18 protein-coding genes and 2 tRNA genes are annotated in these 22,763 nt (G+C 61.8%); 12 read left to right on the top strand and 8 right to left on the bottom strand.

Annotated features, from left to right (window positions below; genetic code table 11):
* Positions 1 to 730: 730 nt before the first annotated feature.
* Positions 731 to 807 (bottom strand) — tRNA-Arg (locus ACXJ1Z_RS02380).
* A 114-nt stretch (positions 808 to 921) separates the two neighbouring features.
* Between ACXJ1Z_RS02380 and ACXJ1Z_RS02385 the strand changes: the two genes are divergently transcribed.
* Both ACXJ1Z_RS02385 and recF read left to right on the top strand, forming a co-directional pair.
* Positions 922 to 1,716: a queuosine precursor transporter gene (locus tag ACXJ1Z_RS02385; protein ID WP_463779265.1), complete on the top strand. Its 795-nt coding sequence runs from the start codon at positions 922 to 924 to the stop codon at positions 1,714 to 1,716.
* 50 nt (positions 1,717 to 1,766) lie between these two features.
* The gene (recF, locus tag ACXJ1Z_RS02390) at positions 1,767 to 2,858 is read left to right on the top strand and encodes a DNA replication/repair protein RecF (protein ID WP_463779267.1); all 1,092 of its coding nucleotides are present in this window, start codon (positions 1,767 to 1,769) and stop codon (positions 2,856 to 2,858) included.
* 37 nt (positions 2,859 to 2,895) lie between these two features.
* Here the strand turns inward: recF and ACXJ1Z_RS02395 are convergent, their stop codons facing one another.
* Positions 2,896 to 3,669 (bottom strand): arylesterase, encoded by a 774-nt coding sequence (locus ACXJ1Z_RS02395; RefSeq protein ID WP_463779268.1) that lies wholly within the window; start codon positions 3,667 to 3,669, stop codon positions 2,896 to 2,898.
* A gap of 3 nt (positions 3,670 to 3,672) precedes the next feature.
* Complete coding sequence (locus ACXJ1Z_RS02400) at positions 3,673 to 4,134, bottom strand: DUF805 domain-containing protein (protein ID WP_463779270.1); 462 nt, start codon at positions 4,132 to 4,134, stop codon at positions 3,673 to 3,675.
* A gap of 180 nt (positions 4,135 to 4,314) precedes the next feature.
* On the opposite strand from ACXJ1Z_RS02400, the gene typA reads away from it, so the two are divergent.
* Positions 4,315 to 6,147, top strand: coding sequence for a translational GTPase TypA (gene typA, locus ACXJ1Z_RS02405; RefSeq protein WP_463779271.1), 1,833 nt, complete (start codon positions 4,315 to 4,317; stop codon positions 6,145 to 6,147).
* 63 nt (positions 6,148 to 6,210) lie between these two features.
* On the opposite strand, the gene ACXJ1Z_RS02410 is transcribed toward typA, so the two are convergent.
* Positions 6,211 to 6,936 (bottom strand): hemerythrin domain-containing protein, encoded by a 726-nt coding sequence (locus tag ACXJ1Z_RS02410; protein ID WP_463779272.1) that lies wholly within the window; start codon positions 6,934 to 6,936, stop codon positions 6,211 to 6,213.
* Positions 6,937 to 7,076: 140 nt separating this feature from the next.
* Between ACXJ1Z_RS02410 and ACXJ1Z_RS02415 the strand changes: the two genes are divergently transcribed.
* Positions 7,077 to 7,415: a hypothetical protein gene (locus ACXJ1Z_RS02415; RefSeq protein WP_463779274.1), complete on the top strand. Its 339-nt coding sequence runs from the start codon at positions 7,077 to 7,079 to the stop codon at positions 7,413 to 7,415.
* A 109-nt stretch (positions 7,416 to 7,524) separates the two neighbouring features.
* Here ACXJ1Z_RS02415 and ACXJ1Z_RS02420 read toward each other — a convergent pair whose 3' ends face one another.
* A complete protein-coding gene (locus ACXJ1Z_RS02420) occupies positions 7,525 to 8,373 on the bottom strand; it encodes an outer membrane protein (protein WP_463779275.1) in 849 nt (282 codons plus the stop codon).
* 257 nt (positions 8,374 to 8,630) lie between these two features.
* On the opposite strand from ACXJ1Z_RS02420, the gene ACXJ1Z_RS02425 reads away from it, so the two are divergent.
* Positions 8,631 to 9,131 carry a hypothetical protein gene (locus tag ACXJ1Z_RS02425; RefSeq protein WP_463779276.1) on the top strand — a complete coding sequence of 167 codons (501 nt, stop codon included), beginning with the start codon at positions 8,631 to 8,633 and terminating at the stop codon, positions 9,129 to 9,131.
* Between the two features lie 137 nt (positions 9,132 to 9,268).
* Positions 9,269 to 10,429 (top strand): glycosyltransferase family 4 protein, encoded by a 1,161-nt coding sequence (locus ACXJ1Z_RS02430; RefSeq protein WP_463781144.1) that lies wholly within the window; start codon positions 9,269 to 9,271, stop codon positions 10,427 to 10,429.
* Between the two features lie 12 nt (positions 10,430 to 10,441).
* On the opposite strand, the gene ACXJ1Z_RS02435 is transcribed toward ACXJ1Z_RS02430, so the two are convergent.
* Entirely contained in the window at positions 10,442 to 10,888 is a 447-nt protein-coding gene (locus tag ACXJ1Z_RS02435) for a hypothetical protein (protein WP_463779278.1), read from the bottom strand.
* A 64-nt stretch (positions 10,889 to 10,952) separates the two neighbouring features.
* On the opposite strand from ACXJ1Z_RS02435, the gene ACXJ1Z_RS02440 reads away from it, so the two are divergent.
* From ACXJ1Z_RS02440 to ACXJ1Z_RS02455, 4 genes are all read left to right on the top strand, one after another.
* The gene (locus ACXJ1Z_RS02440) at positions 10,953 to 12,281 is read left to right on the top strand and encodes a replication-associated recombination protein A (protein WP_463779279.1); all 1,329 of its coding nucleotides are present in this window, start codon (positions 10,953 to 10,955) and stop codon (positions 12,279 to 12,281) included.
* Between the two features lie 3 nt (positions 12,282 to 12,284).
* A complete protein-coding gene (locus ACXJ1Z_RS02445) occupies positions 12,285 to 13,190 on the top strand; it encodes a hypothetical protein (protein ID WP_463779280.1) in 906 nt (301 codons plus the stop codon).
* A gap of 72 nt (positions 13,191 to 13,262) precedes the next feature.
* A complete protein-coding gene (locus tag ACXJ1Z_RS02450; protein WP_463779282.1) occupies positions 13,263 to 14,996 on the top strand; it encodes a DUF885 domain-containing protein in 1,734 nt (577 codons plus the stop codon).
* 70 nt (positions 14,997 to 15,066) lie between these two features.
* Positions 15,067 to 15,142: transfer RNA gene (locus tag ACXJ1Z_RS02455), tRNA-Thr, on the top strand.
* 234 nt (positions 15,143 to 15,376) lie between these two features.
* Here ACXJ1Z_RS02455 and ACXJ1Z_RS02460 read toward each other — a convergent pair.
* The gene (locus ACXJ1Z_RS02460) at positions 15,377 to 15,697 is read right to left on the bottom strand and encodes a hypothetical protein (protein ID WP_463779283.1); all 321 of its coding nucleotides are present in this window, start codon (positions 15,695 to 15,697) and stop codon (positions 15,377 to 15,379) included.
* 218 nt (positions 15,698 to 15,915) lie between these two features.
* On the opposite strand from ACXJ1Z_RS02460, the gene ACXJ1Z_RS02465 reads away from it, so the two are divergent.
* Both ACXJ1Z_RS02465 and ACXJ1Z_RS02470 read left to right on the top strand, forming a co-directional pair.
* The gene (locus ACXJ1Z_RS02465; protein WP_463779285.1) at positions 15,916 to 16,266 is read left to right on the top strand and encodes a hypothetical protein; all 351 of its coding nucleotides are present in this window, start codon (positions 15,916 to 15,918) and stop codon (positions 16,264 to 16,266) included.
* On the top strand, positions 16,259 to 20,374 hold the full coding sequence (locus ACXJ1Z_RS02470; RefSeq protein ID WP_463779286.1) for a peptidoglycan DD-metalloendopeptidase family protein: 4,116 nt from the start codon (positions 16,259 to 16,261) through the stop codon (positions 20,372 to 20,374). Before ACXJ1Z_RS02465 ends, ACXJ1Z_RS02470 begins: the two co-directional genes overlap by 8 nt.
* 149 nt (positions 20,375 to 20,523) lie before the next feature.
* Here the strand turns inward: ACXJ1Z_RS02470 and ACXJ1Z_RS02475 are convergent, their stop codons facing one another.
* Positions 20,524 to 21,672: an eCIS core domain-containing protein gene (locus tag ACXJ1Z_RS02475; RefSeq protein ID WP_463779287.1), complete on the bottom strand. Its 1,149-nt coding sequence runs from the start codon at positions 21,670 to 21,672 to the stop codon at positions 20,524 to 20,526.
* Positions 21,673 to 22,763: the final 1,091 nt, after the last annotated feature.

Raw genomic sequence — 22,763 nt, forward strand, 5'->3', positions numbered from 1 at the left:
ACTTCAGGGAGCCGATACCTGCATTTCAAACGTAATGGATACGAAGGACATGCTTGTCATCCATATGACGCAAACGCCACATAGAAGACTTTTAAGGCATCGACTTAATACCGGTTACCGGAGCCCAAAGACCCCCGGACCGGGCGCCGTCGCCCACATGTCCCTTCATCTAAACCAACAATGTCAAAGAACCAAAACACCCAGACCAAAAGCCCAAATGCCTCGCGCCGAACAGTAAAGCCGGACAACCATAACCCCCCGCTTTTCAGGTCGGGAGACAAGCTGTCCGTCTATCTGGGCGACCAGAAGAACAACACCAACGCGTCGTTCCCTCCGGTGAAGCGGCATATATGCAGACCTCTTGAGTCGGTCAACACACTTTTTGAAAAAACCGACACATCCCCACCCAACCAAGGGAACCTCACCCGGCAAAGGCGAATACGCTGCCCCCGCAATGCGAGGTCTTCGCACGGTGAGCTGCAGGCCAAATTGCGGAAAAAGCGATCGGACCTATGACGCGCCTGACGCGCCAATCCGCCGGCGTCCCATCAGATCATCAAAAGGTCCACGATATGAGCTGGCCGCAAAGTGCCTGCATGGGTCCGATCGGAGTGTCATCTCGGCCCCCGAAACCGTGATTATCGCCAGCGAAAAATTCGGCGTCCCCTCGGCTTTCGATGGATGGGGAATGTAGCTGCAATATGCGCGGCAGCTTGGCATGAGAAAGCGATGGCGCGCCCGGCAGGACTCGAACCTGCAACTCCAAGCTTAGAAGGCTCGTGCTCTATCCAGTTGAACTACGGGCGCGCAGGCCATCGCCCATAGCGCGTATCCAGCGTCAGGCAAACTGATCGACGCATTAGGGACCATGATGACGGAAAACTTCTAGGCGGCCTTTCGGCACCGAGTTAGGCTGTGACGATGAACGACGCGCAACTTTCCCGTATCGATGGATCGTCCCGATCCCGGCGCCATTTCCGCTTTTTCGATTTCGTGATGACCGGCTTTGTCGTCATCCTGCTGCTGTCTAACCTGATCGGCGCGGCTAAACAGGCGCAGATCACGTTACCACTGGTCGGTCCGGTCACGTTCGGCGCAGGAGTGCTGTTCTTTCCCGTCAGCTACATCATCGGCGACGTGCTGACCGAAGTTTATGGTTATGCGAACGCCAGACGTTGCATCTGGGCGGGCTTTTTCGCGCTGCTGTTCATGGTCGCCATGAGCGTCGTGGTGGTAAACATCCCGGCTAACCCGGAATGGGCACTCGCTTCGGCCACCTATAGCATAGCCGGTCAGCATGTGACCGCACCGAACCAGGCGGCCTACATGGCGATCTTCGGCCAGACGCCGCGCATTGTATTCGCCTCGCTGGTGGCATTCTGGGCGGGTGAGTTCGTCAACTCCTTTGTCCTGGCGCGGATGAAGATCATGACGCAGGGCAAGCACCTGTGGTCCCGCACGATCGGATCGACGATCTTCGGCGAAGGTATGGACAGTTTGCTGTTCTACCCGCTCGCCTTCCTCGGTGTACCCGGATTTCCGCTTCATTTGATTCTGTCGCTGATCGTGACCCAGTGGCTCATCAAGACGGTGTGGGAGGCGGTACTTACGCCGGTGACGTATCTGGTCGTCGGCTATCTCAAACGGCGCGAAGGCGTGGATGTGTTCGACGAAAACGTGAACTTTTCACCCTTCGCCAAGACGCGAACCTCTTGATCGACCGACCTGTTTGACGCCGCCCCCGCGACGCGGCTAGGCCGCAGGCAATGGCGCTCGACCGCATCCAGCTTGCCGATTTCCGCAATCACCGGGACACCCGCGTCGACGATACGGCGCAGTTCAATCTTCTGGTCGGAGACAATGGCGCTGGAAAGACCAACGTGCTCGAAGCGATTTCGCTACTTGCGCCCGGTCGGGGACTGCGACGCGCAGCGCTGTCGGACATGCCGGCACAGACCGGGCGCGGTGGCTTTACGGTCAGCGCGGACTTGGCTGGCCGGGGCGATCCGGTGCGACTTGGTACGGGGGTTCTGGCCGAACGCCCCGGCCGGCGCGTGGTGCAGATCAACGGCGCCGAAGCCCCTGCGGTTCGTCTGGCGGAATGGCTGTCGATCGGCTGGTTGACCCCGGCGATGGATCGCCTGTTTTCCGAAAGCGCAGGTGCAAGGCGACGTTTCCTTGACCGGCTGGTACTGGCGGACAGCCCGGGTCACGCGGCCAACGCGACGCGGTTGGAGAGCGCCTTGCGCGAGCGCAACAGCCTGCTCTCGGATGACCGCCAACCCGACCCGCGCTGGCTGGACGCGATCGAACAACAGCTTGCCGCGGCGGGGGCGATAGTGGCCCAGGCAAGGCGCGACATGGTCGAGGGGCTCGGCGCTGTATTGACGAGCCTGCCGGACTCACCGTTCGCGCAGCCGACGCTTGCCTATCGCGCAGGCGGTCCGACCGGCATCGACGAACTGGCGGCGGCGCTGCGAGATGGGCGGCCGCGCGATCGCGCAGCGCAGCGAACGCTGATCGGGCCTCATCGCGACGAGCTGGAAGTCAGGCTTGCGACGAAGGACCAGCCAGCGGCGGAATGTTCAACCGGCGAACAGAAAGCGATGCTGATCGCCATCGTGCTTGCTCATTCGCAGTTGCTGGAAAGCACCGGGGAGCGGCGTCCCCGCTTGTTGCTTCTGGACGAGGTCGCCGCTCACCTCGATCCGCTGAGGCGAGAGGCCTTGTTCGAACGTCTGCGGGCCGGGTCGGCTCAGGTCTGGCTGACAGGAACCGAGCCTCCTCCCTTCGCCGCGATCCTGAGAGAAGCCGCTGTCTGGAATGTCGACGGCGGGACGGCAACCCAACGAAGATAGCGCAACGACGGGCGGCATCGGACAACCCGATCGTGCTTCAGCGCTTCGGCAGGGCTTGCGCCACATCATCCACGGTTGCGGCGACGATCTCCTCGACCCCAAGTGCGGTTGGATGCACGCGGTCAGGTTGCACCAGATCGGGTTTGCCTTGCAAAGGCTGGAGAAAGAACGGCACCAATGCAGCTCCGTACTCGTGCGCGAGGCTGGGATAGATCGGATTGAAATCGCGTGCATATTGCGGATTGAGATCGGGCGCCGCCATCATTCCGAGCAGCAGTACGCTGATATGCCGATCCTTGAGAATGCGCAGAATCTGGCCCAGTTCAGCGCGGGTCTCAATCGGCGGAAGGCCTTGGAGCATATCGTTGGCACCCAGACTGATGATGACCAGATCTGGCGTGCTTGGCTGGGCATCGAGCAAGGCAGGCAACCGAGCCAGCCCCTCCCCGGTTGTTTCGCCCGCAACACCGGCGTTGGTGATCCGCGCGTTTACGCCTCGTGCCCGCAAAGCCGCCTCAAGCTTCGCAGGATAGCTTTCGCCATCGTGCAGGCCATAACCAGCCAGCAGGGAATCGCCGAATGCCAGGATTGCCCGCTCCGGCCCCATTACCGGAATGGCCGGCGGTTGCTCGGCATCCGGTCTGTTTTCGGGCTCTTGCGAAGGTGCTTTGCCATCGCAACCCGAAGCTGCGGCACCAAGCACGATGGCCATACTCGCAAACGCAATCCTCGTGATAGCGGACCGCCGAGTAGCCCTTGCGTTCTGCATGAAGCCGGCTCGCGGACGCTCATCGTCTTGCGAGCCGGCCATGTCTTAGGCAAAAACCTGCGCGTTGGCCGGATCCTTGGGATCTTCCCCAAAGCGGTTAGGCCCAGGCGTTCCGGACAGGAACATGATGACCAGGAACGCGATGCTTACGATGAAGCCGACCAGCGGGATGAACGACAGCACGATGAAGCCCAGATACCACCAGCCGCTCATGTCGCGATCGTGTAGACGACGCACCGTAACCGCGATCGTCGGGACGATCGTCGCCAGCCAGTAGATACCCAGCAACAAGCCGAAACCGCTGAAGAACAGACCGGAAATTGCCGCCCCGGGGTTGCTGCCGCCCTGGGCCAGTGATGCCATCGACGCGCCGGTGCCAATCGCGATGCCGCCCAGCACCGCATAGACGATCACGTTCAGCAATCCGAACGCCCAGAACTCCATCCGGCGCGACCGGCCAGAAAATTGTGCATACCGTTTGAACGGCAGGATCATGTATTCAAGCATGCCTGTTTCCCCTGTTGTGGCTCTTGCAACCGCACCTTATTGTGAGCGGTGCGGGATGTGAAACGAATTGGCTGCGTTTTCGCTGCGCTTGCTCAAACTACAGAATACGAGTAAGGGCGCCTGCGATTGTGCGGCGCAGCGTAGCGCCGGCTGACCTATCCTCGAACGTACAGGCTTCACATGTCCGCCCCCCTACCGATGCGCAACATCGCGATCATCGCGCACGTCGACCACGGCAAAACCACCTTGGTTGACCAGCTCTTCCGCCAGTCAGGCACCTTCCGCGACAACCAGCGCGTCGAAGAGCGTGCGATGGATTCCAACGATCTCGAGAAGGAGCGCGGGATCACCATTCTCGCCAAGCCGACTTCGGTCGAGTGGAATGGCTATCGCATCAACATCGTCGACACCCCCGGACACGCCGACTTCGGCGCCGAGGTTGAACGTATCCTCTCGATGGTCGACGGCGTGATCCTGCTGGTCGACAGCTCGGAAGGCGCGATGCCGCAGACCAAGTTCGTCACCGGCAAGGCCCTGGGCCTGGGCCTCAAGCCGATCGTCGTCGTCAACAAGATCGACCGTCCCGATGGCCGCCACGCCGAAGTTCTCGACGAGGTGTTCGACCTCTTCGTGAGCCTCGACGCCAACGATGAGCAGCTCGACTTCCCGACGCTCTACGCGTCGGGCCGCAATGGCTATGCCAGCGAAGATCCGGATTCGCGCGAAGGCACGCTGACGCCCCTGTTCGAGAAGATCGTCGAGCATGTGCCGGCACCGGCAGCGGACGTCGATGGCCCGTTCAAGTTCCTCGTCACCCTGCTCGACCGCGACAACTTCCTTGGCCGCATCCTGACCGGCAAGGTTCAGTCGGGCACCGTCAAGGTCAACGATCCGATCCGCGCGCTGGATAACGACGGCAACATCGTCGAAGTCGGCCGCGCGTCGAAGCTGCTCGCGTTCCATGGTCTCGACCGTATCCCCGTGGACGAAGCCAAGGCCGGTGACATCATCTCCATCGCCGGCATGACCACCGCTACCGTTTCGAACACGATCGCCGACATGTCGGTAACCGAGCCGCTGCACGCCCAGCCGATCGATCCGCCGACACTGTCGATGCGCTTCGCCGTGAACGATTCGCCGATGGCGGGTCGCGAAGGCAGCAAAGTCACCAGCCGCATGATCCGCGACCGACTGGCGCGCGAAGCGGAATCCAACGTCGCCATCCGTGTCACCGAAAGTGAGGACAAGGACAGCTTCGAAGTCGCCGGTCGTGGCGAACTTCAGCTGGGCGTCGTCATCGAGACGATGCGCCGCGAAGGCTTCGAGCTGGGCATCAGCCGTCCACGCGTTCTGTTCGGCACTGACGAGAACGGCAAGCCGACTGAGCCCTACGAGACTGTCGTGATCGACGTCGATGATGAGTTCTCCGGCACCGTCGTCGAGAAGATGGCGACCCGCAAGGGCGAGATGACCGACATGCGCCCCTCGGGCGGCGGCAAAACCCGCATCACCTTCTCGGCGCCGTCGCGTGGCCTGATCGGCTATCATGGCGAATTCCTGTCGGACACGCGCGGTACCGGCATCATGAACCGCCTGTTCGAGAAGTATGGCCCGCACCGTGGTGCGATCGCTGGCCGCAAGAACGGCGTGCTGATTTCGAACGGGGCCGGTGAAGCCGTTGCCTACGCCCTTGGCCCACTCGAAGAGCGTGGCATCCTGTTCGTCGGCGTTGGCGAGCCGCTCTACGAGGGCATGATCATCGGCGAGAACGCCAAGCCTGACGATCTCGAAGTCAATCCGATGAAGTCCAAGCAGCTGACGAACTTCCGTTCGACCGGCAAGGACGACGCGATTCGCCTCACCCCTCCCCGCGTGATGACGCTGGAGCAGGCCATCGCATACATCGACGATGACGAGATGGTGGAAGTCACCCCCAAGTCGATCCGTCTTCGCAAGGCGCTGCTCGATCCGAACGAGCGCAAGAAGGCCAGCCGCAAGAAAAACGCGGCCTGATTGAAACAGGACAACGGGCGCTCGCGATGCGAGCGCCCGTTTTTCGTTCAGCCGATCTGATGGTCAGGCGATCGAAGCGACTGTGGCGGGTTGCGCCACCCCGGAATTACGTCCGAACTCTTCGGAATAGCGTTTTGTCAGCACTTGCTGCTGGCCGGCCGAAACATTCCTGGCAACGTCGAGGAACCAAGAGCTTTCCTCCTGATAGACGTGCTGGAGAACGGCACCCTGGATGTGCTCTAGCTTGTCGCGCCATTCGCGGCTCATCGGATCGAGGCTTTCCAGTATCGCCATGTTGATCTTCGCCGCGGCCTGCTCTTCGTAAGCCATGGTCGTGTGCGCCTTGCTGCTGGCTTCCACCAACGCAGGGTACAGTACCGCTTCTTCGGCATTGGAATGCGCCATGAGGATCACGGCTAGGTTGCTTGCCGCCTGGCGCCTCTCCGCGCCGCCATCCGCGTTCAGCGCACGATCGAAGGCGTGTTCAATCTGGCGATGGTGAGCGAGCACCTGACCAAGCCAGTCATCACCTTGAGATAGTTGTTCAGCATCACGGCGGGCCTGCGCTCGTTCGGCATCAGATGCCATGGGCGTAACGGCGGCGGCGATCTTGTCGAGGATAGACACGGGCATACTCCTTTGACTGCCTTGCCCATTAATCGTCTCGAAGCGGTAACCCGTTCCGGCCTGCACCTTCACTCTGACGTGCCCGTAAATCATTTCAGCGACGGGGCTTCTCGATGCTTTACCTTTGATAAGCGCGAAAAATTCCCCAGTGCTGCCATTCATTATGTCACCACCTTTTATGAACGAAGGCTGCCGGCCTCGTCCTGCCTTGGTTCAGTCACGGGGGTGCAGATAGATTTTCATCGCAGGACGGTGTGCGAATCTTCGATCAGGCCGCCACCTTCTTTTTCTGGAGATCATACATGAACCCCGTCACGAAGGGCATCGTCGCAACGACGTTGGCAGCCAGTGCCATGGCATCGATCGCTCCGGTTCAAGCGCGTGATTACTACCGCCACCACGGCGATAACACCGCGGCTGTCGGCATCGGCGCCGGTGTTATCGGCCTTGCGCTGGGGGCGATCGTCGCGTCGAGCGGCAATACCGGTCAAGGCGATCACCGCTACGATGCCACGATCAATCGCGATGATCGCGACTATGATCGATCCGCCTACGACGAGCGACGGCGCTATGATAATTATGACTGGCAGCGCCGCGGCCCGAACTATGACAGCAGCTACTATGGACGCCGCGGCTATTGAGGGAATCGGCTCGGGGCGGCATCCCCTTGCCCGCTCCGACAACCGAAAGGCGCCCGGTTCGTACTGAACCGGGCGCCTTGTCTTAGCTCATCATTGCGAAGCGCATGGCCTAGAAGTGGAAGCCGACGGTTGCACGCAGCGAGTGATAGTCGAAACGATCGTCGGCGATCCGCATCCGGGTCGCACCCGATGGCGCTACGAACGGGTTGGTCAGCGGCGCGGTGCCACGGCCAACCAGCACATAGCTCTTGTCGTCCGAATAGCGATTGTACAGGTACTCGACGCCCAGGCTGACGTTGTTTGTGACCATCAGCTCACCGCCGCCGCCAGCCTGCCAGCCCCAGATCCGCTTATTGTCACGAACCTGATCGAACGAATTCGCGCCGTTGGTGGTGAAGAAGCTATGGTTGATCTTCGCCATGCTGCCGCCACCAGTCACGTAGAACAGCATGCCGCCACCGGGGGTATAGCCGGCACGCAAGCGGGCCGAGACGTTGTAGTCCAGATCGCGCTGCAGCGTGTAGCTGGCGGGCGTGGTGCTGAAGCCGCTGGTGGCATCGCGCGCCTCGTTCTTGGTAGCCTCGACCAGACCGCCCAGAACGAAATTGTTCATGCGATAATCGTAGCCAATGCGACCGCCATACTCGACGCCATCCTTGTCACTTTTGCAACCGTTCTCCGGCAGCCGGCCGAGCGCGCGGCCATCACAGAAGCCGGGTGAAAATGCGTCGCGGTTCGCGGCGATCAGCGTGTCGCCGTAAGTGCCGTCCTGATTGGAATCGAATTCCAGACGCGAACCGCCGTCGCTGCCGCGGGCGGCCAGGCCGCCGAAGCCCTCGATATAAGGTCCGCTGAAATCGCCCGCGGTGTCGCGCTGCTGCGCGGTTGCGGGCATCGCGAGTGCCAGGCCCAGACCGAGGGTCGCCGTCGCCAGTATTTGCCGTGTGTTGGTCATCATGTCTTCCCAAGAAGGTGTAGCAATTGATTTAGGCGTCTTCCCTCGACGCGCTAAAGCCTTGCCGGCCTTCGGGGTTGCATAAGCACTTTCGCTATAGCCGGCCTGTGTGTCATTCGCGCCACTACCGGCCGGTTGGCTCCAAAGCATAGGTTAAGACCCGGTTCAGCGCCGTTCTGCTCAATTGCGCGTCTCGATGATGGTGTCGAGGTGCCCGCCGTTTCCGCCGTACTTGGCAGGCCCCGCAAGGGAGTATTCGGATGAAAGCATACCTCAGGACATTGGGTGTCGCGGCGGCGCTGGCTGCTACGACGCTGGGCTTCGCCCAAGGCGCGCAAGCGCAGGATCGCTGGGATCGTCGCGGAGGCGGCGATGATGCCGCAATCGCGATCGGGGCCGGCATACTCGGCCTGGCGGTAGGCGCGGCTATCGCCGATCGTGGTGACAGCCGGTACTACGATCGCAGCTACTATGGCAGCCGGCGCTATGTGACGGTACGCGAACGCCCAGGTTACTACTACTACTACGAAGGTGCGCCGCGTCGCTATTACCAGGATCGGTATTACGGCCGGCCCAACTTCTACGGTGGCAGCTATTACGGCAACCGATGGGACCGTGGGTACAACGACAACCGCTGGAACCGGGGGTATGGCCGCGGTGATGGACGGCGCTGGGATCGTGACGGCCGCAACTATGGCCGCCGCAATTACGACCGGGGCTATAATGGTCGCGGCGACTGGCGCCGCGACGATCGCCGTTGATCGTGGCTTTCCTGATACGCTGACGGACGGATCGGCCCCGGCGAACGGCGGGTCCGGTCCGTTCCGGGCATGGTGCGCCGCAACTCCCGCGCGCGGGCTCGCCAAGCGTGCCTTGCCCGGCTATGGCGCTCGCCATTATGGAAATATCCGACCTGCGCATCGCCCTGTTCTCGGGCAATTACAACTATGTGCGGGACGGAGCGAACCAGGCGTTGAACCGCTTGGCCGGCTATCTGCTCGAACAGGGCGCGGCGGTGCGGGTCTATTCTCCTGTCGTCTCCAAGCCTGCATTTCCAGCGACCGGGGATCTCGTGGGCATTCGCGCCCTGCCGATCCCCGGTCGGGGAGAGTACCGCATGCCGTTGTCGCTGCAGAACAGCGCCCGGCGTGACCTCAAGGCGTTTGCACCGAACGTGGTGCACCTGTCGTCGCCCGATCCAGTCGCGCATCAGGCATTGACCTGGGCACGGCAGCACAAGCGCCAGTTGCCGGTGCTTGCGTCGGTGCACACCCGCTTCGAAACGTACTTGCGTTACTACAACCTGGCATGGGCAGAACCGGTGATGGAGGCGTTCCTGCGCCGCTTTTATCGCCGCTGCGACGCATTGGTTGCCCCGTCCGAGAGCATGGCCCAGGTGCTGCGCGAGCAGCGGATGAACTATGACATCTCGATCTGGTCACGCGGGGTGGACCGCGACGTTTTTCATCCCGGCGCGCGCGATCTTGCCTGGCGCCAGGGCCTTGGCATAGCCGACGACGAGATCGTCATCGGCTTTTTGGGCCGACTGGTGATGGAAAAGGGCCTCGACGTATTCTGCGACACGATCGACGCACTGCGCCGGCGTGGCGTCGACCATAAGGTGCTGGTTATCGGCGAAGGGCCGGCGCGCGAATGGTTCCACAGCCGGATGCCGGGCGCATCGTTCGTCGGCTTTCAGGCAGGCGACGACCTGGGCCGTGCAGTGGCCAGCATGGACGTGCTGTTCAACCCGTCCGTCACCGAGACTTTCGGCAACGTGACGTTGGAGGCGATGGCCTGCGGCCTGCCCGTGGTGGCCGCCGCAGCGACAGGTAGCGAAAGCCTGGTCGAAGATCATGTCTCGGGTCGACTGATCCGCCCGGGCGCCGTCCATCAGTTCGCCGAAGCCTTGCGCGGCTACATCGAAAACGCCGGCCTGCGTGCAGGCCACGGCGATGCTGGCGAACGTCGCGCGCTCGATTTCAGCTGGAATCGGATCAATCAGGCCGTAGCCGATACATACTTGCGGCTGGTCCTTCGCAAACGCACGCTGGGATAAGCCGACGGCGTGCTAGCGCAAAACGCCGCGCGCGCGCATTTCGCGGGAATAGACAAGCCGGGCGATCGCGATGATCCAGGTGGCCGACAGCATGCTTATCGCGCCTACCGAAATCATGCCCGCCGGCAATCCGACCGCGAATTGATAGCCTTGGTGCGCGACCAGGCCGAACAGAGCCGCCACGAAGGCGTGCACCGACCAACGGGAACGCGCCAGGAGCAGCAGCGAGCCCAACAGGCCGAAACCCATCTGCATGGCCCAACTGACGACCACCCAGCCCGGCAAGGCGTCGAGAGCGTCGATCACGTCGGGTGACAGCCTGGCGATGTACGACAGATGCCGTATGTTGATCAGCAGGAAGTCGACGCAGCCAAATGCACCCCATACCGTTCCGAGGCCGCCGATGATCCACAGGTGGATCGGCGTCCCCACTGGGGCGGGCTGCGGGCGCTCGGTCATCGCGCGCCTGTAGGGGGCGCGGCAGACCGATGCAATCGGGCGCAACAATCGCTAGATGCGCGACATGGCCGATCTCTTTGCCGACGACATGCCCGCCCAGCCGGTTCCCGCCGCCGATCCAGTACGCGCGGACGCACCGCTCGCCGATCGTCTGCGTCCGCGCAATCTGGCCGAAGTGGTCGGGCAGGAGCACCTGACGGGGCCGGAAGGCGCGATCGGGCGGATGGTGGCGGTGGGCCGCCTGTCATCCATCGTCTTGTGGGGACCGCCCGGCACCGGCAAGACCAGCATCGCCCGCCTGCTGGCGGATGCTGTGGGCATGCGCTTCGCCGCTGTCAGCGCGGTGTTCTCGGGCGTGGCGGACCTGAAAAAGGTGTTCGCCGAAGCCGACGTCGCGGCCAAAGCCGGCCAGCGCACGCTGCTGTTCGTGGATGAGATCCACCGCTTCAATCGCGCCCAGCAGGACGGTTTCCTGCCCTACGTCGAGCGCGGTACCGTCACCCTGGTCGGCGCCACCACCGAGAATCCCAGCTTCGAACTCAACGCGGCGTTGCTCAGCCGCGCGCAAGTGCTGATCCTGCATCGGCTGGATGCCACCGCGCTGTCGTCGCTGCTGGAACGCGCCGAGGAACTGGAGGGCGCCCTGCCCCTCACCCCCGAAGCGCGCGAGGCGCTGGTCGCCTCGGCCGATGGCGACGGGCGGTTCCTGCTCAACCAGGCCGAGACGCTCTATGCCGCGCAACTGGCCCAACCGCTCGACCCTGCCGCGCTTGGCCAGTTCCTGCAGCGGCGCGTCGCGGTCTATGACAAGGATCGCGAGGGACACTACAACCTCATTTCCGCGCTGCACAAATCCTTGCGCGGGTCGGACCCGCAGGCGGCGCTGTACTACATGTCGCGGATGCTGACGGCAGGCGAAGAACCGCTCTACGTGCTGCGCCGGCTGGTCCGCTTCGCCAGCGAGGACATCGGCCTGGCCGATCCGCAGGCGCTGGTGCAATGCCTTGCCGCGAAGGACGCCTACGAGTTTCTGGGTTCTCCAGAAGGTGAACTCGCGATCGTTCAGGCCTGCCTCTATCTCGCCACCGCGCCCAAATCGAATGCCGCCTATGCCGCGCAAAAAGCCGCCTTCAAGTCCGCGCGCGAAACCGGTTCGCTGATGCCGCCGCCCAGCATCCTCAACGCGCCGACCAAGCTGATGAAGGACATCGGCTATGGCAAGAACTACGCTTACGATCACGATGATGCCGAGGGCTTTTCGGGCGCCGACTACTGGCCCGAGACGCTGCCGCCGCAGACGTACTACAAGCCGGTACCACGCGGCTTCGAGCGCCAGGTTATCGAGCGGATGGAATGGTGGGACAAGAAGCGGCGCGAGCGACAGGGCGAGTGATGGGTGGATAGCACCGTACCTCGCTTCTCCCACTTCCTCGCGATCGACTGGTCCGGCGCCGCTGGTGAGCGTCACCCCGGCATCGCGCTTGGCATCTGCTCGGCTAGTGGCGGAGCCCCGCGCCTGTTATCGCCTCCCGACCATCGCCACTGGTCGAGACAAGGCGTGCTCGATTACCTCGTGACCGACCTGCCCGCAGACACGCTCGTCGGCATGGACCTCGGCATCTCCTTACCCTTCGCCGACGCTGGCGCCTTCTTCCCTGACTGGCTGCAAAGCCCGCATGACGCCCGGGCCCTGTGGCGCTTTATCGACGAGATCTGCGCGCACGACCCGCACCTTGCCGCGGCCAGCTTCGTCGATCACCCACAAGCCAGCCCCTACTTCAGACGCCATGGGGGACGCGAAGGTGCGCTGTTCCATCACCCACACGCCACGCACCGGCGCGGCCGTTTCCGGGTGACCGAGGCTGCCCAAGAGCGCGCAGGCTGCAAGCCTTACAGCAACTTCAACCTCGTGGGCGCGGCGCAAGTCGGCAAGTCGAGCCTCACCGGCATGCGCCTGCTCCACCGGCTCGACCGACGCCTATTCGTCTGGCCGGTCGATGGCCTCGCAATCCCAACGCGAGGATCGGTCGTGGTGGAAATCTACACCGCCATCGCGGCGCTGGCCGCGCAACGCACTGTCGGCCGATCCAAGATCCGCGATGGCGCCGCCCTCGATCTTGCGCTCACCGCACTCGGCTCCCCCCCGGCGCTGCTGGTGGGCGCACTCGACGATCACACCACCGACGCCCTGCTCACCGCCGCCTGGCTGCGTCGCCACGCCGACGATCATGCTTTGTGGCAACCCTCCGGGCTCGATGAAGAGACCGCCTGCACCGAAGGCTGGACGTTCGGCGCGGCTTAGCTCACACTTGCGGCAACGAAGGGGTTGTCCGATGTGGCAACACTCTCATCCAAAACAGGAAAAGGGGACGCGATGACGATCCGGAAAAGGCTGCTGGCAGGAATCGCCTGCCTGGCGCTGGGCAGCAGCGCGGCGGTTATTGCCGCTCCACCCAAGCCCGCGGCAACCGCGCCGGCAACCAAGCCCGCGTGGAAGGACTACGTGCAAGCCACCATCACCCAGTGGTTTACGCTCGATCCCTCGACTGCCGTCTATCAGGGCGACCACCGTTTCGATGGCAAGCTGCCTGACTGGAGCGAAGCCGGCCTTGCCAAGCGGGTGGCGTTCCTGCGCTCGATCGTTACCGATGCCGGCGCCTACACCGCCCTCTCTCAACAGGACGCGATGGAGCGCGACAACCTGGTCGCGGTCGCCCGGCGCGAGCTGTTCTGGATCGTCGACGCCGACCGACCGCACACCAACCCGGCGTGGTACATCGACGGCGGGCTCGATCCCAACGTCTACGTCAGCCGCGAATATGCCGACAAGCCGACCCGCATGCGGGCGATGATCAGCTTCTTCGACGCGATCCCCGCCGCCGCCGCGAACATCCGCGCCAACCTGCGCACGCCGCTGCCCGCCAGCTTCATCAAGCACGGCATCGCCGGCTTCGGTGGGTTCGGCGAATACTACCGCGGCGACGCGCGCACCGCCTTCGCGGACGTCAAGGACGCGAGCCTGCAGGCGCAGTTCAAGGCGTCCTCGGAAAAGGCGGCAGCGGCGATGGACGCGTTGACAGCGTGGCTCAAGACGCAGCAGCCCACCGCCACGCAAGGATACGCGCTGGGTGCGGCCAAGTTCTCGCGCATGCTCAAGGAGACCGAAGGCGTCGACCTGCCACTCGCCCAGATCGAAGCGATCGGCCGCGCCGACCTCAAGCGCAATCAAGAAGCCTTGAAGGCAGCCTGCGCGCAGTACACTCCCGGCAAGACTATCGCGCAGTGCTTCGACAAGCTCAACGCCGAGAAGCCGGCGGATGGCCCGGTCGCCGCCGCCACGAAGCAGATCCCCGAACTGACCGCCTTCGTGCGCGCCAAGGACCTGGCGACGATCCCAGGCACCGAACAGGCGCTGGTGCGTGAAAGTCCGCCCTACAACCGGCAGAACAGCGCCTACATCGATCCCCCGGGACCGTTCGAGAAGGGCATCCCGTCGATCTACTACATCTCGCCGCCGGATCCGGCTTGGTCCAAGGAAAAGCAGCTCGACTACATCCCCGGCAAGAACGACCTGCTGTTCACCAGCGTGCATGAGGTCATGCCCGGCCATTTCCTGCAGTTTCTCCACTCCAACCGCGCGCCCTCGTGGATCGCGCGCATCTTCGTCGGCTACGCTTATGCCGAAGGCTGGGCGCATTACTCGGAAGAGATGATGTGGGAAGCGGGCTTGGGTAACGGCGACCCTGGTGTCCACGTCGGCCAGATCTCGAACGCGCTGCTGCGCGACTGTCGCTATCTTTCGGCCGTGGGCCTGCATTCGGGCACAATGACCCAGGCACAATCGCAAGCCATGTTTCAGAACGAGTGCTACCAGACCGAAGGCACCGCCGAGCAGCAGGCGGCGCGCGGCACCTACGATCCGGCCTACCTCAACTATACGCTGGGCAAGCTGATGATCCGCAAGCTGCGCGACGACTGGACTGCCACTCGCGGTGGCCGCAAGAGCTGGAAGGCGTTCCACGACACCTTCCTCGATTTCGGCGGGGCGCCCATCCCGCTGATCCGCCAGGCGATGATGAAGGAACGCACCCCCCGCGCGGTTTTCTGATCCAGACCACAACACCACTGGACCGGCGCCCCCACAACGCGGTAAGGGGCGCCGTATCCGCAAAGCGCGGGCCGGCTTAGCTCAGTTGGTAGAGCACCTGATTTGTAATCAGGGGGTCGCGGGTTCGAACCCTGCAGCCGGCACCACAAATCAATGACTTAGCAGGTCGTTCGAGAGGCACTGGCAGCGGCGGGTAACAGGGCGGGTAACAAGCCGCCCTGCCCTCTCGCAGACCGTATCCACCCACTCACAAATCTAATGGCAATCTCACTCGACCCTGATTCGCCAGCCAGCGTAGGGCCGGATGCGGATCGAGTTGGCCTCTGGGCGGTTCAAAGCGATCTACACCGCTACCGACATCCCGCGCTTCAAACGCTGGGTTAGACCACGTCTCTGGTCGGTTGCGCGTCAGGCGATGCAGCGATCGCGCCGATGTCGGCGGCCTCGATGCCGACCTGCGTACAGAACCCAGTCTCCACGGCGCCATAGACGCCCTTCAGGGTAATCGCCCGCATGACTGCGGCGAACATCGTCACGTCACCTTCACTCCTGGCATACGCCAGGCATTCGGCAGCATAGTCGCGCCCCATGGCGTTGCCGGCTGCCCAGTCTGCGGGACACTCCGGGGTCCACAGATCCAGATGACCGTCACTCAGGCGGGTTACGAAGGTCAGAGCGGCCATCTTGTCAGTTTCGGGCATTGATCATCTCCAAGCGCCAAGCTTGGCGCGGCCTCGTTATGCTCAAACAAATCATGGGCAGTCAACAGTATATACTTCACGCTTAAACACTCCTTTTGCTATATTCAAGTAACGGTTGAAGGATATTCCTTTATCCGTGAATCTCAACTAACACGTGACGTTGGGAAGATAAGGATCTTGTGGTAAACGGGAGATAGGTTCCGAAGGAGTAAGCGCCCATGGCATCCCCACATCTATCCTTAGATCAAATCCGTTTCATTGCTGCCACCGTTGCGCCGCGCTTCGGCCCGATGATTGATCAGCCGTCGTTAGGCTTGGATCATCCTGATGATGTATTCGCCGTCGCAGTGCATGTGATCGCGACAGATCAGGCTCTAAACTCAGCCATCGTCTCGGAGATATACCCGCAGACTACGGCCGAAACGCACCCGACAGTGATCGCAGTCAGAGCGATGCAAATCTTCGCGGCTACAATCGCTAGCCACGATCACCAGGCTATCCTCGACACCATAGGGGAAGAACTTTGCAGGCACTCCGCGGTCCTGCGTGGAGAAATGACACATGGGTAAGTCCGGCACCATAGATTCGACCCTCGTCATCAGGGCACGCGACGAGGCTTCCAAGGTCGTCAGCGCCATCGAGTCCGCGCTCCTTGATCTCCTGTCGACCCAAAAAGATGTCGCAGCCGGTTCCAAGTCATCGGCAACCGGCATCCAGCAAGCCGTCACCGCGCTGGCCGGTCTCGATCGTGCCTACAGCCAGATTGCCGGCGCTGCGGACAAGGGTGTCGATGCGTTCAAGCGGCAAGAGGCGGCACTGGTCGCCAACCGCGATCAACTGCGCAGCATGGAGGCCCCGCTAGAGTCTGCCCGTGTCGCCCAAGAGCGCATGAACACGGCGAGCGGGAAGTTCGTCGGCCCGCCCACGCGCGACGCGATCGCCCGGTATGCCGGTGTCGCGGTTGAGGTGAAGAACCTGGAGACCCAGATCAAGGGTCTCTCGCGCACCATCGCCACCCAGGAAAACGGGTTCGACCGTAGCGCGTCGACACTAGGCGATCTTGCACGGCAGACCAAGCTGGCCGGTGCCGTCAGCACGTTCGCGGCCGCTGAGAGCGACAAGTTCACCCAGTCTCTAAGGCAGCAGGAGATCGCCGCCGAACGGGTCGCACAGGTCCAACAGGCGATCGCGCGCAGCACGCAATCGGTCAGCGGGAAGTCGGCGGCTGACTCAGCGTCCGTGTTCCGGTCATCCGGGCTGACGGACATCGAACGTCAGATCGCTGCCACGGAACGCGCGCAGCAGGCCGAGCGCGACTATGCGGCATCCGTCCGCATGACCGAGGCTGCCATGCGTGCCCGTGCCCGGATTGAGGGCAACGGTGGTGCCGGCGTACGTGCATCCGAGACGGCATTCGCCCAGCAACTGCGCGAAGAGGAAGCCGCAGCACAGAAGGCATCCGCTGCTGAGAAGGAACTGGTTGAGGCGACCAACCGGCTGCGGGCTGCACTAAACCCGCTGGGCGTCATCCAAGATCGTCTGAACAAAGAACTCGCAGAAGCCGACAACCTCTACAAACGGGGCAAGATCAGCGCGACCGAACTGGCCGCCGCGCAGAACCTGTTGCGGGTCAACGCCGACCGGGCCGCCAAGTCGCTGGGTCAGCAGAACGTGGGCGGTGGCAGCGCCTTGGGCCTCCGACCGCATGAGCTGCAGAACCTTGGCTATCAGCTAAACGATATCGTCACCCAGCTCGCATCCGGCACCTCGTTGACCCAGACGTTGGCGCAACAGGGCGGCCAGATCCTCCAGATCTTCCCGAAGGCCGGCGGCGCGATCGCGGGTGCCTTTTCCAATCCGCTTGTGCTCACCTTCGCTGCAACAATAGGCACGATTGTGATCGGCATGAACGAGGCCGGCAACGAAGCTGAGCGGTTGCGCGGGTTCATGGGCCAACTGGCGGCATCGGCTGACGGGTCGTCCTATGGCGCACCTGAACTTAACCGCGCTGCCGAGGCGCTAGATGCCTACGGGTTGTCGGCGGACAATGCGGTTGCCGCGGTTCGCCAGTTTGCCAAAGACGGCGTCGACCAGTCCCACATCACCGAGTTTGGCCAAGCTGCAAGCGACTTGTCGGAGGTCATGGGCGTTGATCTGAAGCAGGCTGTCGGCGAAGTCAGCGAGGCGTTCACCGGCGGCCGTGATGCCGTCGAGAAGCTGGATGCAGCATACAACTTTCTGACCGCCTCGCAGCGCGAGCAGATCCAAGTCTTGTTCGATGAAGGTCGCGCTGGTGAGGCGCGCAACCTCGCACTCGACATTTTCCGGGAGAAAATGGGCGATGCTGCCGAGAAAGCCCGCGGACCATGGGCGTCGGCCATCCGCGAACTGGGCGGCGCTTGGCGTGAGTTTCTGGATTACCTGTCCGACACGGCACCGATCAAAGGCGTGTCTGGGTTGCTTGATCAAGTTGGGCGGGATGCAGCTCAGGCAATCCGCGCACTGCGGGGCGTATCGACAGCTGATGACCTTCGCCGACAGATCAAGGCGTCGGGCGATCAGATCGGCATCACGGAACGGCAATTGGCAGCAGCGGGCAGTGCTACGCGTGGCCAGCTAGAAGCGAGCCTTCGATTTTTCCAAACCCAAAAGGCCGCCGCCGAAGGGCAACTGAAGGCACTGGAATCGTCCACCGCCGAGGTGAAGGCACAAGGCGACACGGTCGCTCGGAACACTCAGCTTCAGCAGAAAGCGAACGCCGACCTTCGCGATGCCACGGCTGAACAGCGGACCCAGAAGACGATCGCCGAGGAGACCGAGGAAGCCCGTCGCAAAGCGCGCGCGTTCGTCGACAAGGAGTTTTCAGCCGCCGACGAAGCCACGAAGCTGGCATACGTCAACCAGAAGGCGACCGAGGCCCGCGCGGCTGCTCAGAAGCGTGCTGCCGACGAAGCCAAGCGCGCTGCTGACCAAGCTGAACGTGAACGCAAAGAGCGCGAGCGGATCGCCAAGCAGACGCAGTTCATCTCGCCGGTGGCCGGGGCGCCCGTCACGTCCGGCTTCGGTTTGCGCAAGGCACCCAAGGCAGGTGCGTCGACCGTCCATAAGGGGATCGATCTCGCGGTACCGGTAGGCACGGCTGTCCGTGCGCCCGCTGACGGTGTGGTGATCGAGTCCGGCTTTGACTCCAAGCTGGGCAAGTTCGTCTACATCGACCACGGCAATAACACGGTCTCGAAGTTCGGCCATCTCAGCGACAATTCGACCGCCCGTAAGGGGCAGGTGGTTCGCCAGGGCGAGACGTTCGCCAAGAGTGGGAACACCGGCAACAGCACCGGCGCGCACCTGCACTACCAGGTCGAGGTCAACGGTAAGCCGGTCGACCCGCGCAAGGGCGTATTCCCGGCAGATGGGTCGGGGCGCTTCCAGACCAACATCGTGGATGCCGCGGCCGATTATGATCGGGAGTTGGAAAAGCAGCAGGAGATCCTGGCTGCCGTCGACCGGACGACCGCGACGCGTGAACTGGATACCAAGCAGCTCAAGGAACAGTCGGGCCTTACCGGTGCCGCGCTGCTGGCTGCCCAGCGCCAAGCCGCCATTGAAGACGCGATCGCCAAGGCACGCGCGGATGCCGACAAGGCCGGCATTGCGGCTGACGATCCTGCACTGAAGCTGCGTCTGGATAAACTGCGGGACGTGGAAGGCGCGTACTTCGACGCCCAGCACGCCCGCGACACGTTCGAAAACCAGCGCCGAGACGTGCAGCAGCCGGTGGACGATCTCACCGCGCTGCGGGCGTCCCTGCAGCAGCAGATCCAGTTCTTCCAGGAGACCGGGCAGACCGGCATGGCGAACCAGTTGCAGCCGCAACTCGATGCCGTGAACGCGCGCCTGGAAACTGCCATTGGTAAGGCGAAGGCATTCTACACCGCGCTCGCCGGAAACCCGGAAGCCATGGCCGCGCTGGGGCTGACCGCAGCGCAGATCGACAACATCAAGCTGGGCCTCGATGCATCTGTCGCCGCCGGACAGCAGCTTGGCTATGTGATGGGCATCGCCGGGCAGCAGATCGCCCAGCAGTTCGCCAGCAGCGCGGTGTCGGCGCTCGACCGGTTCGCCCAGTCGGTGGCTGAAGGTGGCAACGCGTTCAAGTCGCTCGGCCAGGCGTTCCTGCAGTTCGCGGCAGACTTCCTGCGGCAGATTGCTAACATGATTGAACAGCAGGTGATCTTCAATCTGGTGTCAGGATTGCTGAAGGCGGCTGCGGGCGCGGCGGGTGGCGGCGGGGGCCTGGATACCAGTGGCTCAGGCTTCAGCACCGGCGGCTTCCAGTTCCACAGCGGCGGCGTGGTCGGCGCAGGTGGCACTCCGCGTGCGTTCAACCCGGCATGGGTCGCCAGCGCCGTCCGGTATCACGAAGGTGGGATAGCCGGGTTGCGTCCGAACGAGATTCCGGCGGTGCTGGAACGTGGCGAGGAAGTGCTGACGCGCGATGATCCGCGGCACGTGGATAACGGTGGCGGCGGCGGTGCAGGGGCAACCGTGAAGAACATCGTCCTCTTTGATCCGGCCGAAGCATTCGCGGCGGCACTGAACACGAAGGTCGGCGAAAAGGCTCAACTGACCCACGTCCGCGCGAACGCCGGCGCATATCGATCGGCGCTGGGCCTGTGACAATTGGGTAGATGACGCTTGAAGACCCCGGAGGTTTCGGCTCGACTGCCCGGCCCTATCTCATCATGAAACATCTAATGTAGATTGATGGCCGAGCTTACGATGACCTTCTCAATATCAATGATAGTCTTCTTACAGGCTCAGATCGATTAGCAACTTAATTCTAACGTGTGAAACTCTGAGGTTGCATCCGTTTCGAATAGTTTCATTCCATATGTCTCACCATTGAAATCCCTCATGTAATCTCCTGCCCATTTGAGATTACCATCTTGGTCTTCCGCATAAAAAAGGAATGAGCCATTTGCAGAATGTATGAGAGCACCATCGGTTCTAAGGCGAGTGATATGATTTGCTGCAGGCGACCACCAGCCACCTTGAATCCACTCGCCAGCTTCCCTGTCGTAAAATTCCATGAAGAGTCGAATGTCTTGAGCGCAGCGATTGTCAACTTTGAAAATGCGCCCGTACTGCCCCATGATGGCCTCCGAAAAAGAGATTGCCTCATGCTCAGTTCCAATCTCGTCGTGTACATTAAAGGATTTTAGCTGAACAACCTTTCCGGGCGCATGAAGAATATATTCGCTAATAAAGGCATCTACGCCGCCTTTATTCTTGTATTGAACAACATGTTTCAGTTCATGAAGCAGAAGCATACGACCACTATATGAATACAGATCTATCTCCTCTTGCGGAAAAAATATCTCGTCACCAATAGTTATCGCCTGACCATGGATCGTGTTGATCCCGGTTGCGAACCTTACTTGCTGCAGACCGATCTCAGGGAACTTACTCGCGAATGCAGCGCTAATGTGGGGAGGTACTGACTGCCATTTCGTGTTCGCTTGTGCACGCAGCGAAAGAATATAGTCTTGTACTAGCGGCCGCACGAGTTGCACTGGAGCTCGCTTCAAAACTTCCTCCGGGCACCTTGCTAGATTTTGACCACACGCATTGATCAATTCCGTCGGACTAATCCGCTGTATAATCTCACCAGAACAGTTGCCGAGATCGGCGAGGCACCGATTTTTTACGATTTCAGGGTCCGGCAACGAAATAGGAGGTGGTGGCCCTGGCCTGCAGATTCGCTGTTTCGATATGCAGCCACCAAACGGAAGATGGCCAATGCAGATCTCATGACAACTCTCAGCCTTTGCGGAGGTTGGAACTAAGGCCATGTAAAGAAAACCTAATCCGATGACCGCCAAGATGCGGTGAACCCAAGCGGCCATAACTGCCTCCCCATCGTTTCTTGCCGTAACGCTTGATATTTTCAGTACTAAGTAAGTCTGCTCTTTCACTCAGAGTGCTGATTGATGTCGATAGTACCAGCATCGGCGCCGGCGTAAATAGTGTATGTTAACTGTATCACCCACGGTTAGATGATCTCTAAGCTCGACCCTTTACGTTCTTTCGCCTAGTTCCGATCCAGGAAGTGGTGCTGGCTGCGATGTGACCGAAACGCTAACCTGCACCGCTGGCTTGTAGCAATTACCGGTAGCGATCTGGGTTGGAACAATGCGCGTCTGAACGATGCGCATTTGGAGACCTCCTTCTGGATGATCGGCACTGTGTTGGCGATTGATCCATTGAGGCTGATGCCTGCCAACGATTGCCTGGTTGCCCTGCAACGCACTCTTATGCTGTGACAAACAACTTTCCTACAGAGAACCGGAGGGGTTATCAGACGACAAGAGGAGGCGTTCCATGATGAACCTTATCCCAGCCTACGTCGCTGCAGTCTCAGCCCTGATTACCAGCCTGTCAGCCCTGATCTGGTCGGTAAGACGGAAGCCATGATCGCTTTACGCATCAGCACCGATGCGTTCGCCAGTATCGCCGCCACCTCAGCGCCCAGCCCCCTCGCACCATCGCACATGATACATCGCCGCTGCGGGGCGACACGCACCAAGCTGCCGTTCTTGACCCTTTGCCATTCCCTTCCGATCGGCACCGCATGACCGGGCCGCGCACAACGACATGGCCCTCGCGCTTGCGGCCGATCGGCACGCCCAACAGCATCACCAACTCGTCACGTGAACGATCGGCGCTCACACTTGGACATGGCTGGTTTGTCCTACACGTGCCGTCGATCTCACGTGCAGCGATGCCAGCGAGCCTGATCCTCTGGCCTTCTGCACACCAGACAGGACCATCGCCATCGTAAACCGCAGTAGGAGTGCAGGCGAACATTTGACCAGCTGGAACAATGGCGGCAGCGAGCACCGGTAGCAGCGCTATCACCGCGGGTGCGACCCGTTTCTGCCCAACGCCGAAACCACGTCCTCGCTCACAGCGACCATATCGACATTCCCGTGCATAACGACGTTAGCCATCCCTCAGCCTCGTAAATCAAGCCGCTGAGCGCATAAGCCACAGCCAGCGATTGGAA

It is taken from the genome of Novosphingobium sp. TK46 (genome assembly GCF_055361525.1).

What these genes read in the sequence shown, in the direction of transcription:
- ACXJ1Z_RS02425 (WP_463779276.1), top strand. Translation starts at nt 8,631, where the DNA reads ATGAAAGCATACCTCAGGACATTGGGTGTCGCGGCGGCGCTGGCTGCT.
- ACXJ1Z_RS02460 (WP_463779283.1), bottom strand. Translation starts at nt 15,697, where the DNA reads ATGCCCGAAACTGACAAGATGGCCGCTCTGACCTTCGTAACCCGCCTG.
- recF (WP_463779267.1), top strand. Translation starts at nt 1,767, where the DNA reads ATGGCGCTCGACCGCATCCAGCTTGCCGATTTCCGCAATCACCGGGAC.
- ACXJ1Z_RS02415 (WP_463779274.1), top strand. Translation starts at nt 7,077, where the DNA reads ATGAACCCCGTCACGAAGGGCATCGTCGCAACGACGTTGGCAGCCAGT.
- typA (WP_463779271.1), top strand. Translation starts at nt 4,315, where the DNA reads ATGTCCGCCCCCCTACCGATGCGCAACATCGCGATCATCGCGCACGTC.
- ACXJ1Z_RS02385 (WP_463779265.1), top strand. Translation starts at nt 922, where the DNA reads ATGAACGACGCGCAACTTTCCCGTATCGATGGATCGTCCCGATCCCGG.
- ACXJ1Z_RS02430 (WP_463781144.1), top strand. Translation starts at nt 9,269, where the DNA reads ATGGAAATATCCGACCTGCGCATCGCCCTGTTCTCGGGCAATTACAAC.
- ACXJ1Z_RS02465 (WP_463779285.1), top strand. Translation starts at nt 15,916, where the DNA reads ATGGCATCCCCACATCTATCCTTAGATCAAATCCGTTTCATTGCTGCC.
- ACXJ1Z_RS02420 (WP_463779275.1), bottom strand. Translation starts at nt 8,373, where the DNA reads ATGATGACCAACACACGGCAAATACTGGCGACGGCGACCCTCGGTCTG.
- ACXJ1Z_RS02470 (WP_463779286.1), top strand. Translation starts at nt 16,259, where the DNA reads ATGGGTAAGTCCGGCACCATAGATTCGACCCTCGTCATCAGGGCACGC.
- ACXJ1Z_RS02395 (WP_463779268.1), bottom strand. Translation starts at nt 3,669, where the DNA reads ATGGCCGGCTCGCAAGACGATGAGCGTCCGCGAGCCGGCTTCATGCAG.
- ACXJ1Z_RS02440 (WP_463779279.1), top strand. Translation starts at nt 10,953, where the DNA reads ATGGCCGATCTCTTTGCCGACGACATGCCCGCCCAGCCGGTTCCCGCC.
- ACXJ1Z_RS02435 (WP_463779278.1), bottom strand. Translation starts at nt 10,888, where the DNA reads ATGACCGAGCGCCCGCAGCCCGCCCCAGTGGGGACGCCGATCCACCTG.
- ACXJ1Z_RS02400 (WP_463779270.1), bottom strand. Translation starts at nt 4,134, where the DNA reads ATGCTTGAATACATGATCCTGCCGTTCAAACGGTATGCACAATTTTCT.
- ACXJ1Z_RS02450 (WP_463779282.1), top strand. Translation starts at nt 13,263, where the DNA reads ATGACGATCCGGAAAAGGCTGCTGGCAGGAATCGCCTGCCTGGCGCTG.
- ACXJ1Z_RS02410 (WP_463779272.1), bottom strand. Translation starts at nt 6,936, where the DNA reads ATGAATGGCAGCACTGGGGAATTTTTCGCGCTTATCAAAGGTAAAGCA.